At 45.1% G+C, this 16,733-nt stretch carries 15 protein-coding genes; 7 read left to right on the top strand and 8 right to left on the bottom strand.

All coding sequences use genetic code 11. The annotated features are described in order from the left end of the window. Window positions 1-87: 87 nt before the first annotated feature. The 4 genes from ACQEXT_RS07785 to fruB form a co-directional block, all read right to left on the bottom strand. Window positions 88-1,989, bottom strand: a complete 1,902-nt coding sequence (locus ACQEXT_RS07785) for a sensor domain-containing diguanylate cyclase (protein ID WP_426951372.1) — start codon at window positions 1,987-1,989, stop codon at window positions 88-90. 213 nt (window positions 1,990-2,202) lie between these two features. Then, window positions 2,203-3,939, bottom strand: coding sequence for a PTS fructose transporter subunit IIBC (gene fruA, locus ACQEXT_RS07780; RefSeq protein ID WP_331426793.1), 1,737 nt, complete (start codon window positions 3,937-3,939; stop codon window positions 2,203-2,205). A gap of 19 nt (window positions 3,940-3,958) precedes the next feature. Continuing rightward, window positions 3,959-4,933 (bottom strand): 1-phosphofructokinase, encoded by a 975-nt coding sequence (gene pfkB / locus ACQEXT_RS07775; RefSeq protein ID WP_331416638.1) that lies wholly within the window; start codon window positions 4,931-4,933, stop codon window positions 3,959-3,961. A 9-nt stretch (window positions 4,934-4,942) separates the two neighbouring features. Continuing rightward, window positions 4,943-6,076, bottom strand: a complete 1,134-nt coding sequence (gene fruB, locus ACQEXT_RS07770) for a fused PTS fructose transporter subunit IIA/HPr protein (RefSeq protein WP_426951370.1) — start codon at window positions 6,074-6,076, stop codon at window positions 4,943-4,945. Window positions 6,077-6,391: 315 nt separating this feature from the next. On the opposite strand from fruB, the gene cra reads away from it, so the two are divergent. Continuing rightward, entirely contained in the window at window positions 6,392-7,369 is a 978-nt protein-coding gene (cra, locus tag ACQEXT_RS07765) for a catabolite repressor/activator (RefSeq protein ID WP_426951392.1), read from the top strand. 69 nt (window positions 7,370-7,438) lie between these two features. On the opposite strand, the gene ACQEXT_RS07760 is transcribed toward cra, so the two are convergent. Both ACQEXT_RS07760 and ACQEXT_RS07755 read right to left on the bottom strand, forming a co-directional pair. Next, a complete protein-coding gene (locus tag ACQEXT_RS07760) occupies window positions 7,439-7,957 on the bottom strand; it encodes a hypothetical protein (RefSeq protein WP_269378452.1) in 519 nt (172 codons plus the stop codon). A 95-nt stretch (window positions 7,958-8,052) separates the two neighbouring features. Continuing rightward, window positions 8,053-8,427: a YgiW/YdeI family stress tolerance OB fold protein gene (locus ACQEXT_RS07755; RefSeq protein ID WP_426951369.1), complete on the bottom strand. Its 375-nt coding sequence runs from the start codon at window positions 8,425-8,427 to the stop codon at window positions 8,053-8,055. Window positions 8,428-8,594: 167 nt separating this feature from the next. On the opposite strand from ACQEXT_RS07755, the gene ACQEXT_RS07750 reads away from it, so the two are divergent. The 4 genes from ACQEXT_RS07750 to modC are packed head-to-tail and all read left to right on the top strand — an operon-like array spanning window position 8,595 to window position 12,627. Then, window positions 8,595-10,058 (top strand): cobyric acid synthase, encoded by a 1,464-nt coding sequence (locus tag ACQEXT_RS07750; RefSeq protein ID WP_426951368.1) that lies wholly within the window; start codon window positions 8,595-8,597, stop codon window positions 10,056-10,058. Beyond that, on the top strand, window positions 10,058-10,825 hold the full coding sequence (modA, locus tag ACQEXT_RS07745; protein ID WP_426951366.1) for a molybdate ABC transporter substrate-binding protein: 768 nt from the start codon (window positions 10,058-10,060) through the stop codon (window positions 10,823-10,825). The genes ACQEXT_RS07750 and modA overlap by 1 nt, the downstream gene beginning before the upstream one ends. Before the next feature lie 3 nt (window positions 10,826-10,828). Next, the gene (modB, locus tag ACQEXT_RS07740) at window positions 10,829-11,527 is read left to right on the top strand and encodes a molybdate ABC transporter permease subunit (RefSeq protein ID WP_426951391.1); all 699 of its coding nucleotides are present in this window, start codon (window positions 10,829-10,831) and stop codon (window positions 11,525-11,527) included. After that, the gene (modC, locus tag ACQEXT_RS07735; protein WP_426951364.1) at window positions 11,524-12,627 is read left to right on the top strand and encodes a molybdenum ABC transporter ATP-binding protein ModC; all 1,104 of its coding nucleotides are present in this window, start codon (window positions 11,524-11,526) and stop codon (window positions 12,625-12,627) included. Before modB ends, modC begins: the two co-directional genes overlap by 4 nt. A 34-nt stretch (window positions 12,628-12,661) precedes the next feature. Here modC and ACQEXT_RS07730 read toward each other — a convergent pair whose 3' ends face one another. Further along, window positions 12,662-13,099, bottom strand: a complete 438-nt coding sequence (locus tag ACQEXT_RS07730; protein ID WP_138970615.1) for a DUF3069 domain-containing protein — start codon at window positions 13,097-13,099, stop codon at window positions 12,662-12,664. Between the two features lie 214 nt (window positions 13,100-13,313). Here ACQEXT_RS07730 and ACQEXT_RS07725 point away from each other — a divergent pair, with 214 nt between their 5' ends. Together ACQEXT_RS07725 and ACQEXT_RS07720 are read left to right on the top strand one after the other, a co-directional pair. After that, the gene (locus ACQEXT_RS07725; RefSeq protein WP_426951361.1) at window positions 13,314-14,246 is read left to right on the top strand and encodes a GGDEF domain-containing response regulator; all 933 of its coding nucleotides are present in this window, start codon (window positions 13,314-13,316) and stop codon (window positions 14,244-14,246) included. A 77-nt stretch (window positions 14,247-14,323) separates the two neighbouring features. Beyond that, window positions 14,324-15,313: a Solitary outer membrane autotransporter beta-barrel domain gene (locus ACQEXT_RS07720; protein WP_426951359.1), complete on the top strand. Its 990-nt coding sequence runs from the start codon at window positions 14,324-14,326 to the stop codon at window positions 15,311-15,313. A 3-nt stretch (window positions 15,314-15,316) separates the two neighbouring features. Here the strand turns inward: ACQEXT_RS07720 and ACQEXT_RS07715 are convergent, their stop codons facing one another. Beyond that, the gene (locus tag ACQEXT_RS07715; RefSeq protein ID WP_426951358.1) at window positions 15,317-16,552 is read right to left on the bottom strand and encodes a GGDEF domain-containing protein; all 1,236 of its coding nucleotides are present in this window, start codon (window positions 16,550-16,552) and stop codon (window positions 15,317-15,319) included. Window positions 16,553-16,733 lie beyond the last annotated feature (181 nt).

The following is a 16,733-nucleotide window of genomic DNA, read 5'->3' as shown; positions in this document are numbered from 1 at the left end:
GGTGCCCGTTAGATCAGTAAGTTAGAAATGGATTACAAAATCAATGTCACGAATTGGTGCATCATAGGTCAAATAGATGCACCAAAATCAAGCAATCGTGCTAGCTTCACAAGCAGGGAGTATGGATACACGGTTACGCCCAGAAGACTTAGACTCATAGAGTGCGATGTCTGCTCGTTTGTATGATTGCTCTGAGCTGTGAGATATTTCAGTCAAGCCAGCGCTCACTGTTACCTTGAGTTCACTTTCAAGATGGATCGCAGTTCGGAGTCGGTTTACAACCACTTCAGCTTCTCTTAGTGAGGTATGGGGCATGATGATAGCGAACTCCTCACCACCAATTCGAGCAATAATGTCGGTTTCACGCAGATGATGTGTAAGTGACTGTGCAACGGATTTAATGACCTGATCACCGCAGTCGTGGCCATAAGTGTCATTAATGCGTTTGAAATGATCGATATCGAGTAGGGCGAGTGCAGTTACTTCATTCTTTTTGTAACGCTTTGTGCGCTGAACTTGTGTCTGCATTTCAGAATCGAATTTACGGCGGTTCCAAAGTGACGTCATCGCGTCTTTTTCACTTAACTCTCTTAGACGGTTCTCAAGTTCCTTACGGTGCGAAATGTCGACGAATGAGGCAACATAGAACTGGATGATGCCGTAGCGATCCTTAACGGTTTGAATTCGCAGAATTTCAGTAATAAGCGAGCCATCACGTCGTCTGTTAACCACTTCACCTTCCCAAAGTCCTTGAGTTTCAAGGATTTTCCACATGTTCATGTAGAATTCTTGTTGGTGTTTACCAGACGCAAACAGTGACGGTGGCTGGCCTTTCACATCTTCGAGTTTATAGCCACTAACGCGGGTAAACTCATCGTTAACCTGAATGATTCTATTATTGCGGTCAGTGATGACCATTGCAGACATTCCATTCATCGCCGCACGAGCGATTTTACTGTCGATACTGTTCTTTTCGTGGTTGTGGTTCCAAGTAACGAAAGTAAACGTAAGTAGCAACAGAATTATGGAAATAAACGTGGCCTGTAAGTAAAGGTCTCTGCGTTGCTCTGAGGTAAAAGAGTGCGCCTCTGACAAAGATGTCTTGGTAAAGAAGATTAACGTGTCGATATTATCAACGCTGTCGAGCTCAACCGTTGTATAAGAAAGCCAGAAGTTCTTATCTTTGATTGTGCCAATGCTGTTGGACTTTAAACTGTTCCATAGGCGAGGGTATTGAAGCGCGATATTCGAACTGGCGTTAGCTTGAACGATATTGCCCAACAACTTATCGTCACCTGACGACATCAGGTAATAGCCTTCTGATGTGACGATATTCGGTAGGTTCAATGAATTGCGCTTATACGCTAGTGAGCGATAAATACGCTGTAAATCGAGGTTAGCGATAAAGTAACCTTTACGCTCACCATCAATTGTAAGCGGGTAAATGATTCGGTAAGCGGGAACAAGCGGAGAGACAGGTTGACCATTTTCTGACTCTATATCAATGCCATAATGGCCAACGTCATTGTTAGCTAAGTTTTTTGCGTAACGAAAGTAATCGCGGTCACCTTTATATTGGAGAGAATTCTTATTAACAATCTCGGTAAAACGTTCGCCGATGTTGATACGAACAATTTCCATGCCTGAATTATCCATTAGGCGAAGTCGAGAGTAGTAGCTTTGTGTACGTGCGATAAGAAGCCAAAACTGTTCGAGAGAATCAATATTTTCGTTACTTGGGTCGGTAATGGTCTGGTTGATCATGCCGTTATTTGACAAGTAACGTAGCGATGATGTCATCTGCTGAAGCGAGGTTTGCAACTCGGCTTTTGCATATTCAAGCTTATTCCGGTTCAACTGTTCAACAAACTGTTCAGTTTTGCTATTTAACTGGTTGAATTGTGTGTAGAAATAGAGAAAAGGCACTAACGACATAGCACAAAAAACAAGCGTAAATTGAATAAAGAGTTTGCTACCGAGTTTGTGCATTCAGAACGACATAAGCTAAGTTAATGGAAAAACCCGCACACTATACAACAAATTCGCACTGCGTACTGTGCCTAGGTCAAAATATGCATGCAATTAGTATGTAATTGCATATGACTATGTTATTGAATTGTAGATTGTTAACTGAACCCATAACAAAAAAAGCACCTCGTATGAGGTGCTTATGCCTAGTAAGGGGGGAGGCAATGAATCGAGTTAAGCCGTTGCCGATGTCGCTTGCTTTGATTCTGTACGGTTTTTGAGGAAAGCGTAACCTAGACCTGTAACCGCAGTACCTGCTGCGATCGCCACAAGGTACATCACAACCGGAGTAATCGCGTTAGGAATTAGCAATACGAATAGACCGCCATGTGGTGCCATTAATTTTGCGCCAAACAGCATAGATAGGGCACCTGTTAATGCGCCGCCTGCCATACATGCTGGGATAACACGCATAGGATCCTTCGCCGCGAACGGGATCGCACCTTCAGAAATAAAGCATAGACCGAGTACGAATGAGGCTTTACCAGCTTCACGTTCACTTTGGTCAAACTTATTCTTAGCAACGAAAGTCGCAAGTCCCATGCCTAGAGCCGGAACCATGCCCGCGGCCATAATCGCAGCCATAGGCGCATAAGTTTGTGAGGCAAGTAGACCAACGCCAAACGCGTACGCCGCTTTATTCACTGGACCACCTAAGTCAAAACACATCATTGCGCCAAGTAGAACACCAAGCAGAACGGCACTGTCTGAGCCCATGTTGTTGAGGAAATCAGTCAGACTGTTCATGATTCCTGCAACTGGGCCGCCGACGATGTAAATCATTACCAAGCCAGTAAATAGCGTCGCAACGAATGGGATGATCAAAATCGGTTTAAGTGCTTCCATCGACTGAGGAAGTGATACTTTATCGGCTAGGAACTTAGCGGCATAGCCTGCAATAAAACCTGCTGCGATACCACCTAAGAAGCCAGCACCAGTAGAGCTTGCCAACATACCACCGACAAGGCCTGGGGCTAGTCCAGGACGGTCAGCAATAGAGAAGGCGATATAACCCGCTAAAACAGGGATCATCAGTGCAAATGCTGAGCCACCACCAATTGTCATTAGGGCTGCGGCAAGAGTGCCTTCTTCTTTAAATGCTTCGATACCAAATACGAACGATAGGGCGATGATTAAACCGCCAGCAACCACGACAGGCAACATATGCGATACGCCCGTCATCAAATGCTTGTAGGCACCTTTTTTATCATCAGCAGCAGAAGAATTCGCATTACCTGAATGGTGGTAGATCGATGCTTGCTCAAATGCATTATCCATTTCTTGCGATGTTTTCTTCAGTGCAGGCCCAGTTTTGGTGCGGTACATCATTTTACCGTTAAAGCGATCAAGGGGGACCTCAATATCCGCAGCGATAATAACCAAATCGGCTTCAGCAATTTCTTGGTCGGTTAATTGGTTTTTTGCGCCCACTGAACCACGAGTTTCGACTTTAATTTGGTGACCACGGCGTTTGCCTTCTTCTTCCAGTGCTTCTGCGGCCATGAAAGTGTGCGCGACACCCGTTGGACAAGCGGTAATAGCGACGATTTTTTTACCAGCCGCAACATGGTCTGAACTCGCGCCCACTGTTGTAGGCTGTGAAAGGATTTGCGCATTGTTGAGTGCGGTTTGCAAAAATGCGGTTGCATCATTAACCACAGAGCTTATTTCGGCTTGGTAAACTTTTTTACCTACAAAGCGCGTAGTATCAACAGGCGTATTTGACGCGATGATAATTGCATCGGCTTGCGCGATATCATCACTGCTAAGTAAGGTTGGCTCAATCACGCTTGACTGGCATTCAATCTTTGCATTCCAGCCCAATTTCGCTGCTGCTTGTTCTAATAGTCCTGCCGCGAGGATGCTGTTTGCAACACCGCTCGGACAAGCTGTAATAATAGCAATATTCATACTGATAACCTTCTGTTCCTTAGTGTTTGTCTAAGTGCGTATTAGGGTAAAGTTCGCTGACTTCAGTTTGCAGCTTGATGTTTTCCAGTTGTTCCTCACTGGTTAGTCCTACGCCCACTTGGCTAACTGCCAGAGCTGACAGTGCAGTTGCGAAGCGAAGTAATTCTTGTTTTTGCATTGATTGCATATGGCCCCAACACAAGCCAGCCACAAGCGTATCGCCTGCACCGACTGTGCTAATCACGTTCATTCTCGGAGGTTGAGCTCGAAGCCACTGGCCCTGATTGAGCCACATCACACCATCGGCTCCCATTGAGACGACGATGTTTTCGATGCCCTTATCGCTGAGAGTCTGAGCGGCCGTTTGGCATTGTTCTGGTGTAGTGAGGTGCTGGCCGATGAAATCACCTAGCTCCTCTTCGTTTGGTTTGATTAGCCAAGGACGCGCATCTATACCTGCGCGAAGCGCAGATTTACTGCTATCAAATAGAACTTTCTTGCCTTTTTGGCGGAGTTGTTCGATCCAAGTGGCACATTGCTCTGCACTTACACCACCCGGCAAACTACCCGCTAACACAAAGTAATCATGGGTCTCAGCGAGTGAGAAAAGGGTTTGCTCAAAACGCATCACATCGGCAGGAGTTACTTGCACGCCAGGAAAATTGATGTCACTGACTTGACCACTGGATTCAACAAGTTTTACGTTGATACGTGTCGCGCCTTCGACTTCAATGAACTGATTATCCACACCGATTTGATCAAAAAGTTGTTGAAAGAGTTCAGGATTGTCTTTGCCGAGGAAGCCGGTAACAGTGACATTAGCCCCGAGGTCGCTAAGTACTTTTGCAACATTGACGCCTTTACCAGCCGCATGAAGGTTGCTTTTTTCAACAAGACTTACCGAACCGGTATTTAATCTGTCTAGTGTGCCAGTCAGATCGAGGGCAGGGTTTAGTGTGATAGTTACCACTCGGTTAGTTTTCACTTGATTCATACCGTTTCCTTAGCCTTCACCTAGGCCAGAAGCGATTGCTTTACCGATGGACTCCAACGCCATTGATGCGTCAGCACCTTCAGCTGAAAACTTGAGTTGATGACCATGTTTAACACCTAAAGCGATAACTTTCATCAGACTCTTGGCGTTGACCTCTTTACCATCACCATCAAGGTTTGCGACACGAATGTTTGATTCAAATTTCTTAGCTTCTGCAACCAACATAGCGCCTGGACGTGCATGCAGGCCATGGGCGTTTTTGATTTTAAATATCGCACTATTCGTCTCTTCGACGTGCGATGAAGATTGAGACTCACCCGTTAGCAGCGACAGCACTTGTTCAACAGAAGCGTCGATTAGCTTACTTTGCTGCTGGTTGAATACGAGTTGTGAAAGCTGGTTAAGGATAGGTTTATGGGCGCTATTACATGCACTAAAAGCAACGAGTGCGCGTACTTTTTGACCTTCAAACTCGCAGTCGTTTGCCGTTGAAACAAACGATACGCCAGTTCGTGTGACTTGCTTATTGCTACCTACTAACCATAAACCTTGACCAAGGTGCGTAGGATTTTTTGATACGATGTCTGCAACAAACTCAGAACCCGCGCAACCAGTGTTTTTCAGTAAACCCGCAGCAACAGCGCTCATCTGAACCATGTCGCTAGCAGGGAACTGCAGTTGTACTAATGACGCGTCGAAGTCAGCCTCAAGTTGAACATCACCATTGAGCAACGCGATAATTTCTTGTGCGCTTTTAGCATCGCGTAGACGCTCTTCTACACCATCCGCGGATAGTACTTTAGTCAGTTGTTTAAGAATGCCGAGATGTTCATCTGATTTAGCCGCAATACCAATCGCGAGGTAAACTTTGTTGCCTTCTCCCCATTCAACGCCTTGAGGGAAGTGGTGGACAGCAACACCTGTTGTTTTAACCATTGATCGTGTATCAGTAGTTCCGTGAGGAATCGCGATGCCGTTACCTAAAAATGTCGAGTTTTGCTTCTCTCGGTTCAGCATGCCTTCAACATAGCCTTGTTCCACAAGACCTGCTTGGGTGAGGCTTGCTGCGATGTTTTGAATCGCTTGAAATTTGTCACTTGCTACTTGAGCGAGTGTGATGTCGCTATTTGCTAACTTAAGCATGGCGCTTCTCCAGCCTTAAGGATTTTAAAAGGGTTAATTGTGCCCAAAAAGTCACTCGCTTTTTGCTGACATCAGCTGAATCGATTCAGCAAAAAGACAAAAATATGTGGATTCAGCATCATTTCACTCTAACTGATTGAGTTATAAGGAACCTATTACATTCACTATCGCTATATTTGAGTGATTTGGCTCACTTTATGAGTGTTGCTGAATCCTTTCAGCTTTTATACTGAATCGTTTCAGCATATAATTCAACTCATCGAGAGATCCTTTATGAAGTATTATGATCTCGCGCACAGAACAAAGGTTGGTGATATGACACTGGATGAAATAGCCAAATTGGCAGGGGTTTCGAAAACCACTGCCAGCTATGTAATCAATGGTAAGGCTCAAAAATACAGAATTAGTGAGAAAACACAGCGTAACGTCATGGCTGTGGTCGATGAGCATAACTATCGCCCAGATCTGGCGGCCAGTACGCTTAGAGCAGGGCAAAGCCGTTCGTTTGGCCTGATAATTCCTGATTTAGAAAACACCAGTTATGCGCGTTTAGCCAAACTCTTGGAGCAAAATTCTCGCTCAGCGGGCTATCAGATTTTAATCGCATGTTCTGATGATGATCCAGAAACTGAAAAAAGTGTTGTGCATGCGTTAGTGAGTCGAAAAGTGGACGCGCTGTTTGTTGCTAGTGTCATACCAGAAGCTAGCGATTATTACATCGACTTGCAGAACCGAGGGACTCCCGTTATTGCACTTGACCGTCCTTTAGACGACGAACATTTTTCTTGCGTGATCAGTGAGGACTTTGGTGGTGCTTTCGAATTGACGAAGTCGGTTTTAAGTGACAGTGTCACTAAGGTCGGGCTTATTGGCGCCTTACCTGAGTTGAATATATCTCGCGAACGTGAGCTTGGATTCAAAAAGGCGATTAAACAACATCAGGCTCAGTACACCATTGGCTATGGTGAGCACTTTAATCGTGCGGATGGCAAAAAGGTATTGAGTGACTGGTGTGATAGTGGTCAGTTGCCAGATGCGATTGTTACTACGTCATACACTCTGCTTGAAGGGGTTCTTGATGTGCTGTTAGAGCGACCAGAACTCGCAAGTAAGCTTAAAATCGCTACGTTTGGTGACAATCGTCTCCTTGATTTTCTTCCTATGCCAATTAACTCATTGCCACAGCAATTTGAGCTAATTGCTGACAGCGCGATGGCACTTGCCCTCAATGCCGCGTCAAAGCGTTACCAGCCAGGGGTTGAGCTGGTGCCAAGAAAGATTGTGGTTCGCTAACGCTAAGACTCGAAATAGAACGCCCAGCATTGAGCTGGGCGTTCTTATTTTGGCAATCGTATCGAAAGGTTAGTACTGGAAACGCACTGACATCGTGATTTGTGGGCCATATAAGCCGTTATTACGCGTTTCAGCAGAAAGCGAAAGTTGCTGAGTCGAATGGAAACGAACGCCAGCATGAGCAACGGATGAATCGTCGTTACGGCCAAGTCTTGCCGTTGCTTCGACTTGATCAGTTAGCCAAAGACGAACACCAATATTCACTTCAGCTTGAGTTTCACTTTCACCGCCAGCTTCTTTAGTGAACTTTACTTGGTGAAGTAATAACTGACCGTAAACATCGGCAAACTGACTAATTGGGCCGTTGAAGCCAATACCGCCAGCTAAGTCATAGTCCTTATCGAATTGGGAATCGGCACGGAGTATAAAATGCGAGTTTTCAGTGAAGAAGGTACTGAATTCTGCACCTGTCATTTCAGGCCCAATCGCAGTACGGACTTCGAAGAAGTTGTAATTGAAATTATTTGCTTGGGCGCTTCCACTGATGCCTGCGAATGCTAAGGCACTGGCCAAAATGATCTTTTTCAAATGTAGTCTCCGACTAACAACAATAAATTGACTAAAAAAATGGCTTGCAATAAGCAAGCCAAATAATAACTTAATCGAGAGACTAATTCATTTAATTATAGAATTTGGATATGATCTACTTCAATTTCTGGGGTTCTACCACCTTCATATTCACCAAATAGACGAACTTTTGTGGTCTCGTTAATTGGTTGGGTCATGATGATGTCATCATCGAGTTCCACTTGAATCTCACCTTTACCGTCAGAGAAGATAAACGTATCGCCTTTCACCTGACGTAACAATGTACCTTCGACGACCACGTTTCGCTCGGTAAACATGCTCGTATCAGCTAGCAAGGTATCAATGCTGGTGATTTCTACAGGCCCTGTGTATGAAACGCGGCTTGATTGTTTGTGGTGTCCATCGTTTGCCATTGCAAAAGTAGGAGCAAGGATTAGAGTGGCTGCCGTTGCGAGAATCATTTTTTTCATTTTTGTGTTCCTTGTTTAACTAGGTAGTATCAAATCGATGATGCTATTAAAGCAGGCGCTTCTTGAACCATTGCTGAGTATGAGATTCATATTCCGTTCATTTTTTTGAGGAAATAGTTAAAAAACGTTTATTATGACTCAACGCTAAACCACGATTGATAAAACAAATGCAGTCCAATTCAAAAGCTCTTATGGTTCAGGGAACCACCTCAGATGCCGGTAAAAGTGTCCTTGTGGCAGGTTTATGCCGAGTGCTCGCCAGAAAGGGCGTTAAGGTCGCGCCATTCAAACCACAAAACATGGCACTCAATAGTGCAGTAACGCCGGACGGCGGTGAAATTGGTCGTGCACAGGCGGTGCAAGCGTTAGCGTCGAATATCGAATCAAGCGTGCATATGAATCCTGTGTTACTCAAACCTCAAAGCGACACTGGGGCGCAAATTATTTTTCAGGGCAAAGCGACGACCACGGTCGATGCGATCGGTTACCAGAGCTATAAGAAAACGGCTTTACCGATTGTTATGGAATCGTTTGCCATTCTTCAGCAACAATACGATACAGTGCTTATTGAGGGAGCCGGAAGCCCCGCAGAAATTAATCTTCGAGAAAACGATATTGCTAATATGGGATTTGCTGAGCAAGCCGATGTCCCTGTGATCATTGTTGCTGATATTGATCGCGGTGGCGTCTTCGCTCACCTATACGGAACGTTGGCACTGCTATCGGAATCAGAGCAACAACGAGTAAAAGGCTTTGTAATTAACCGCTTTCGGGGTGATATTTCGTTGTTACAATCAGGTTTAGATTGGCTAGAACAGAAAACGGGTAAACCTGTCATTGGTGTCTTGCCATATTTGCACGGCTTTGATCTTGAGGCTGAAGATGCGATTAATGCGCAACAGGTGACTGGAGAAACGAGCCGTTTAAATGTTGTTGTCCCGATCTTGCCGCGCATCAGCAATCATACTGATTTCGATGTTTTAAGGGTAAACCCTGATATTAACTTCCGCTACGTAACGAATGGTCAGCGCATAGACAATGCCGACTTAGTCATATTACCCGGTTCAAAAGCGGTACGCAGCGATTTGGAATACTTGCGTAGCCAAGGCTGGGATAGTGATATCCAGCGCCATATACGTCTCGGCGGTAAAGTAATGGGGATCTGTGGCGGCTATCAGATGCTGGGTGAGTGGGTACATGACCCACTTGGTATCGAGAGTACGGCAGGTTCAAGTGTTGGGCTTGGTTATTTGCAGGTCGATACTGAGCTAAAGCCACATAAGACATTAACGAATGTCCAAGGAACGCTGACTTTAGGTGGACAAACAGCGACGGTTAGCGGTTATGAAATTCATGCGGGCATCACTTCTAGCTGTGGTTTCGCCCCAATCGTATTGGACTCATCGGCGGCTGATGGAGCAATTAGTGATTGTAATCAAGTGTTTGGTAGCTATTTACATGGTATCTTTGATGATCCGAAAGCGGCCGACACCATATTCCGCTGGGCAGGCGCTGGTAATGTGGCACAGGTCGATCACAAAGCGAATCAGCAACGCGCGATTGACCGAATTGCGGATGCAATTGAACAACATCTCGATCTCAAACAACTTTGGCCTGAACTGTATAAGTGATGACAATAAAAAATCTCCTAGCAACATTTGGTGCGGGCTTACTTCTATCCGCGAGTGTGTCAGTACAAGCACAAGACAAACTCCGCATCTATGCGGCTTCATCCATGACCAACGCGGTGAACGAATTGGTCAGTGAGTTTGAAAAACAGTCGTCGATTTCGGCTACTCCTGTTTACGCCGGTACCTCGTCTCTCGCTCGACAAATCCACCAAGGAGCACCCGCTGATGTGTTTATCGCGGCAAATGAAAAATGGATGAATTACCTTATAGAACAGAAGGTTATTAATGGTGACATTGTAACTAATGTTGCTCATAATCAGCTCGTCGTCATCACTCCGGTTAACCACCAAGGTTCTCTGGACATCAATGATAGCGCCTCATGGCTAAACTATCTTCAAAAAGGGCGTATTGCCATAGGGCAGACCAACGCGGTTCCAGCAGGCATCTATGCTAAAGAGTCTCTAGAGAGTCTCGGTATCTGGAGCGCCGTTGAGCGATCCCTTGCACCGACCAATAACGTTCGCATTGCACTTGCGCTGGTTGAGCGTAACGAAGTGCCTTTGGGAATAGTCTATAAAACGGATGCGTTAATGAGTGAGGGGGTTAAAATTATTGCCCGCCTCCCGGAATCGAGCCACTCGCCGATTGTCTACCCCATGGCTCAACTTAATGCTAAGCCGCAAGTAGAGGCATTCGCGCAGTTTATGAAAACACAACAGGCGCGCAACGTTTTGCAACGCTATGGATTCGAAGTCGAACATCAATAGGAACTGAATGTGCTAACAGAATACGAATATCAGGCACTTTTGCTCAGCCTCAAGGTGGCATTTTTTGCCATTCTCTGGCTCATCCCAATGGGTATTGGTATAGCATGGGGTCTTGCACGTAAACAATTCGTTGGCAAAAGCGTTGTCGATAGCTTGGTGCACCTGCCACTGGTTTTGCCGCCCGTTGTGATCGGTTATCTGTTGCTAATCTCTATGGGTAGACAAGGGTTTATCGGTCAGTGGCTATATCAACAGTTTGATATTGTCTTTTCATTCAGTTGGAAAGGGGCAGTATTGGCGTGTATCGTTGTTGCTTTGCCATTGATGGTGCGCTCGATTCGTTTGAGTTTGGAGAGCGTTGATGTCAAGTTGGAGCAAGCTGCGGCGACGCTTGGCGCTTCACCAGTAAGGATCTTCTTCACCATCACTCTTCCGTTAACGATTCCTGGGATAATTACAGGGACGATGCTCTCCTTTGCGCGCAGCCTTGGTGAATTTGGTGCTACCATCAGTTTTGTATCGAATATCCCAGGCGAAACGCAAACTATCCCGTTGGCGATGTACAACTTTATCGAGACTCCTGGTTCAGAAACGGAAGCGATGCGTTTATGCATTATCTCAATTGCAATCGCGTTGAGTTCTCTGATTGCCTCCGAGTGGTTAAGCCGAGTCGGTGCTAAGCGCTTAGGGGGCAACTTATGAGTTTGGAAATTTGCTACCAACAGTCACTGGGCGAAGCCAATTTTGATATCGATATTCATTTACCAGAGAAAGGTATCATCGCAATATTTGGCCGTTCTGGCGCGGGTAAAACCTCATTAATTAATGTCATTGCTGGGCTAACCACGCCATCACAAGGTCGCATTGTGATAAATGGTGATACACTGTTTGACTCCTCAAAGCGCTTTAATAAGCCGGTTCACAAACGCAACGTTGGCTATGTATTTCAAGATGCTCGGTTGTTCCCACATTTTAAAGTCAGCCGAAATCTTACCTATGGAGTTAAGTCGGCAGATCCCGTGCATTTTGATGACGTTGTGCAACTCTTAGCGCTCAGAACCTTGCTTGATCGTTATCCTCACCAGCTTTCAGGGGGCGAGAAGCAGCGCGTTGCCATAGGTCGTGCGCTATTGTCTAAACCGAGCATTCTATTGATGGATGAGCCTCTCGCATCCCTTGATTTACCACGTAAACGTGAGGTGTTGCCATATTTGGAACAGTTAGCCCACAGCATTGAGATTCCGATTATCTATGTCTCGCATAGCTTGAACGAGGTTTTGCGTTTAGCGCATCATCTGGTTGTGGTAGAACAGGGGACAATTGCGCTAGCGGGACCGATAGATCAAGTCTGGTCTTCACAGGTAATGAAGCCATGGCAGTCCTTTTCAGAGCAAAGCTCATTGTTCGAGGGTCGCCTTATTGAGCACAATGCCAAATACGCATTATCTAAGGTCGAACTTGCTCCAGATATCAATTTGTGGGTGCAAAAGGTTGATGGAACAATTGGGGCGCCTGTTCGCCTACAAGTTAGGGCAAATGACGTGTCATTGATGCTTGAAGAGCCGAAACGAACGTCAATCCGCAACATCTTTTTGGCGACGATAGCCAGCATTGAAACATACTCAAGTGGGCAAGAACGACAGAGTGTATCGATCCAGTTAAAGTTAGCTGAAAACTGTTATTTAGGTGCCACAATCACCGCTTGGGCGAGAGATGAATTAGCCTTGACCGTAGGCATGAGCGTTTATGCGCAAATCAAAGGTGTCAGTGTTACTCAGAGAGACATTGTACTATCGAACTAAAAAACGCCGCATTTAGCGGCGTTTTTAAACTCTACTATTTCGCGAATACGTCAGTAAAGTCGCGTTTTAGAATAGGGTCACGGCGTGCTTTCTTAATTTGCTTGACCATATCTTTCACACAGTTGTGAAGGACTTGATCAAGCAGTTGAGCACGGTACTCTTCTTTTTGCTCTTCAGTCATCTCTTTCGGTAGGTTTAATGAAGGAAACTCTTCCATTACATTAAGACCAGCAAATGCCTGACTTACTGAAACAAGTGCATGAAACTGTTCAAAGTTATCCAAAACGTTTTGTGCGCTGTTTGGTAGCTCATTCCAAGATTCACGAACGGCTTCTTCAGAAACTTCATGGATTGACGTCACCATGTAGTGCATCGCTTCCGGAACTTGGTCAAACTCAATTACTTGACGAAGTTCTGCTGATACTTCTGCTAAGTCTACTTTTGGTTGTTCTGTTTGATTAACGTCAGACATGTATGATTTCTCTTAAAATGTATTTAGTAACCGCGCTATCGTAAAAAAATGGCGCTAAAAGTCAACCTTCAATGGATGAATAACCCGTGGTAGAGTATGCTTTTATTAAGCGTGTGATTTCTTGATTGTTTTTCCGGCTTAAACGAAGATTTGACGATTTATTAGCGGATACCCGCACTAGGATATTAATAGAGTGGAAATAAACGGTTCTTCCATGAAGATTTTGTTGGTTGATGATGTTCAGATGGAGCGTATTCAACTGGCAATTCGTCTCAAGCAACTTGGCCATACGGTCGAAATGGCTGACTCTGGTAGCCGAGCACTTGAGCTCTATCCACAGTTTGAACCTGAATTGATCCTCTTAGATATCTCTATGCCTGACATGAACGGCTTTCAGGTCTCACGCAAAATTCGAGAGCTCTATCCTGACTGGGTTCCTATCATCTTTCTTAGTGGGCATGATGAGCCAAGCATGGTCGCAAATGCCATTGAGGCTGGTGGTGATGACTATCTCGTTAAGCCCGTTGATAAAATTGTCCTAAATTCTAAGCTTGTTGCGATGCAACGCATTGCCTTTATGCGTCGTGAACTGAAACAAAAAACCGCAGCGCTGGCCAAAGCCAACCAAGAACTTGCCCAACTCGCTCAAGAAGATGGTTTGACCAAAGTTAAAAATCGTCGCTTTATCGATTCAGAGCTTAAAGAGATGATCACGTTACATGGACGCCATGAACTGCCATTGAGCTTGATATTACTCGATGTTGATCGCTTTAAGCTTTACAACGATAACTACGGTCACTTGGAAGGGGATCGTTGCTTAGTCACTATTGCTTCGATCATTAACGGTTTGTTCGAAAGAAGTGGTGAAGTCGTAGGTCGTTACGGTGGTGAGGAGTTTGTTGTTATTCTCGGCCATAGCGATGAAAACAAAGCGCACACCGATGCTCAACGCATACAAGATGCATTGGAAAATGCCCAAATAGCGCACGAATACAGTGACGTTGCTAATTACGTGACGGTGTCACAGGGTGTGTTCAGCAAAGTTCCTACCGGTCGTGAAAGTATCGACGAATTTTATGACTCCGTCGACAAGTTACTCTACCAAGCTAAGGTGGCGGGGCGTAATCAATTTAAGTGTTCAAAATAGTCAAATGTTCGTATTGCCTAACCGGAACTTTGACGTTAACTTATTCTTATTATTGATCTAATTGAGTTCAGGTCTCGATGTCTGTTTCACGGCTATCTCGCTATGTATCCCTGCCTTTAGTGCTTGTGTCACCGTTCGCGTGTGCGAAGGGCAGCCAAGCGTATCAGGCCTATCTGGAACAAGCTTTTTCAGCGGCTATCGTGCTAACTGATAGTGACGTTTTTACCTTCGGTGTCCACGATTTCGATCCAAACGAGTGGTTCAATCTCGACAACGAAGATATCGGCTCACAGGAGTCGGTTCTTTTGCGTCAGCAAATTGCGGTTTCGGCGCTACCATATACCTTTGATCTTAGCGACGATGAAGCGATCCATAAACACCAAATCTTTACACGGTTGTCAGTGCTTGCTTCGAGACAAGACTACGAAATCCGCGCACAGGATAGAGATGATTATCAGCACGAGTTTGTGTTAGGTGCGTTTACTGCCTACCGATATAAATACCAGCTGACAGACTTTTGGACAGTGACCCCAGGCGTTGGCTTACATCTCCAATATTTTAGAAATAATCACGATTACCGCAGTGATTTCTCTAATAATGTCGTAAAACCCGCATTGGATAATGTCATTTTTAACACTGATGCCTGGGCGCTATCGGTTGAACCACATGTTGAATTTAAGCACAACAAACCCACCACATGGGGAAGTTGGAATTGGTCGTCATCTTTCCACTATTTTTATGGACAAGGTTGGGGAGAGGCTAACTTTGGAGAAGTCGGCAATCCAGAAGGTTGGTATAGCGCGAATGGTATTGCAGCCTATTACAACGTCAGCCGTTTCGGGCGCTCAGTTCAATCTATCTACAGTAGTTTTCGACGAATAGATATTGGTGGCGATACCAGCAAACCACTTGGTACTTCATTCTATTACGAAGGGTCTGTCGGTTGGTTAATGACGCCACCGTTTGAATCGGATTGGATTGATAATGTTGGAATCGGCCTGAATATCAATTACGGGAGTAATCTCAAAGGGGGCAGTATTGTACTGTTCTTTAATCAGGCAGATTGACGGCTAGGCGAGACAGACCTGATTTCGTCCAGACTTTTTGGCCTTGTATAAAGCCTCGTCTGCACTCTTCATAACCGTGGAGACATCCTTGGTTTCGCTGCTGTCTGCAACCCCAATACTGATGGTCACATTAACGCTCTCTTCGTTCTTTTTCGGCCCACGTTTTTTAGAACCTAATTTGTCACTCTTTGGACGAGAATCCTGATCGCGCAGGGTCATTTCGTAAGACTCAATCGAGGTTCTAAGCCGTTCAAGATGATCTTTTGCTTCGTCAGCCAGCTTTCCTTTGAACAGGACAGTGAACTCTTCACCTCCATAGCGATACACCTTGGCACGTCCACCAACGAGCTGTAAGCGACTCGCAACAAGTTTAAGCACATCATCGCCTGTATCGTGCCCGTAGGTATCATTGAATGACTTAAAATGGTCGATGTCCAGCATGGCAATGGTGTAACGCCTGCCAAGATGGCGTAAATCAGACTCAAGCGCTAGGCGACCAGGGATATCGGTCAATGTATCTTTAAACGCCAATTCGTAACTGGCAGACAACAAGTAGACCAATAGCAAGATACCAGCGAGAGAGAACATGGTGCTCGAGATATGCGGAACATGGAAAAAAACAAATGTGGTCGACGCGAGCAAAGCTGACGAATAGAGCACGACATCGATTATCCGATTTTGACTCAGCACACAGATGGCAAATATCAGCACCATAGCCAGTAGATAGACGACGAGAATAAACGGCAGCTTTGAAACGGTTGGGATCACAAACAAAAACGTCTCATTAATGTCGTCGAAGCCGCCGTCATAGAAATGCGTCAGAATGAGATAACACCACAGTACAAAAAGGCCAAGCTTAACCAAGTAGATGGCAAAAGAGTGTGAGAACAGATTGCTGTCCTTGTAACTAAACACTAAAACTAACGCGATAGGTAGCAATGCTGCCAGCAGCGAAAGCTCTAAGATTGTGGTGCCAGAAGACAGAGGCGACTGTAAACGGTTTTGGATCAACCAGTAAGCCACTGCTAGGGCGCTCGCCGTCATAGCTATTCGACTTTGTTTAAATGGATTGGCAAGCAAAATAGCCGTTGCGAACAAAACAAAAGGCATTTTGGTGACGAAACCGAGGTTCGCTTGAGTGAGTCTCACTACATTGTCCATGCCGAAGGCGATAAACGTCAGCAATAGCAGAGGTAACGCAATTCGGAACCAATTTGTAGTGACGACGGAAAACGACATGAAACCTAGCCTGAATAGAAACAATTGTTGATTAATAACTCGTTAAGAATACTTTTATTTGATGAATTTCCAAGCTTTTTACTAAACTTATCTATGAAAACCTAAGGCGTGTATGAATTGTGTTCAAAAAATGGTGTTTGATTACTCATCACTATGAAAACCACATGCCGCGATGAAGTAA

The sequence above is a fragment of the Vibrio sp. TRT 29B02 genome, assembly GCF_050113655.1.
GTDB lineage: Bacteria > Pseudomonadota > Gammaproteobacteria > Enterobacterales > Vibrionaceae > Vibrio.
This window is presented reverse-complemented; position numbering and strand designations above follow the sequence as displayed.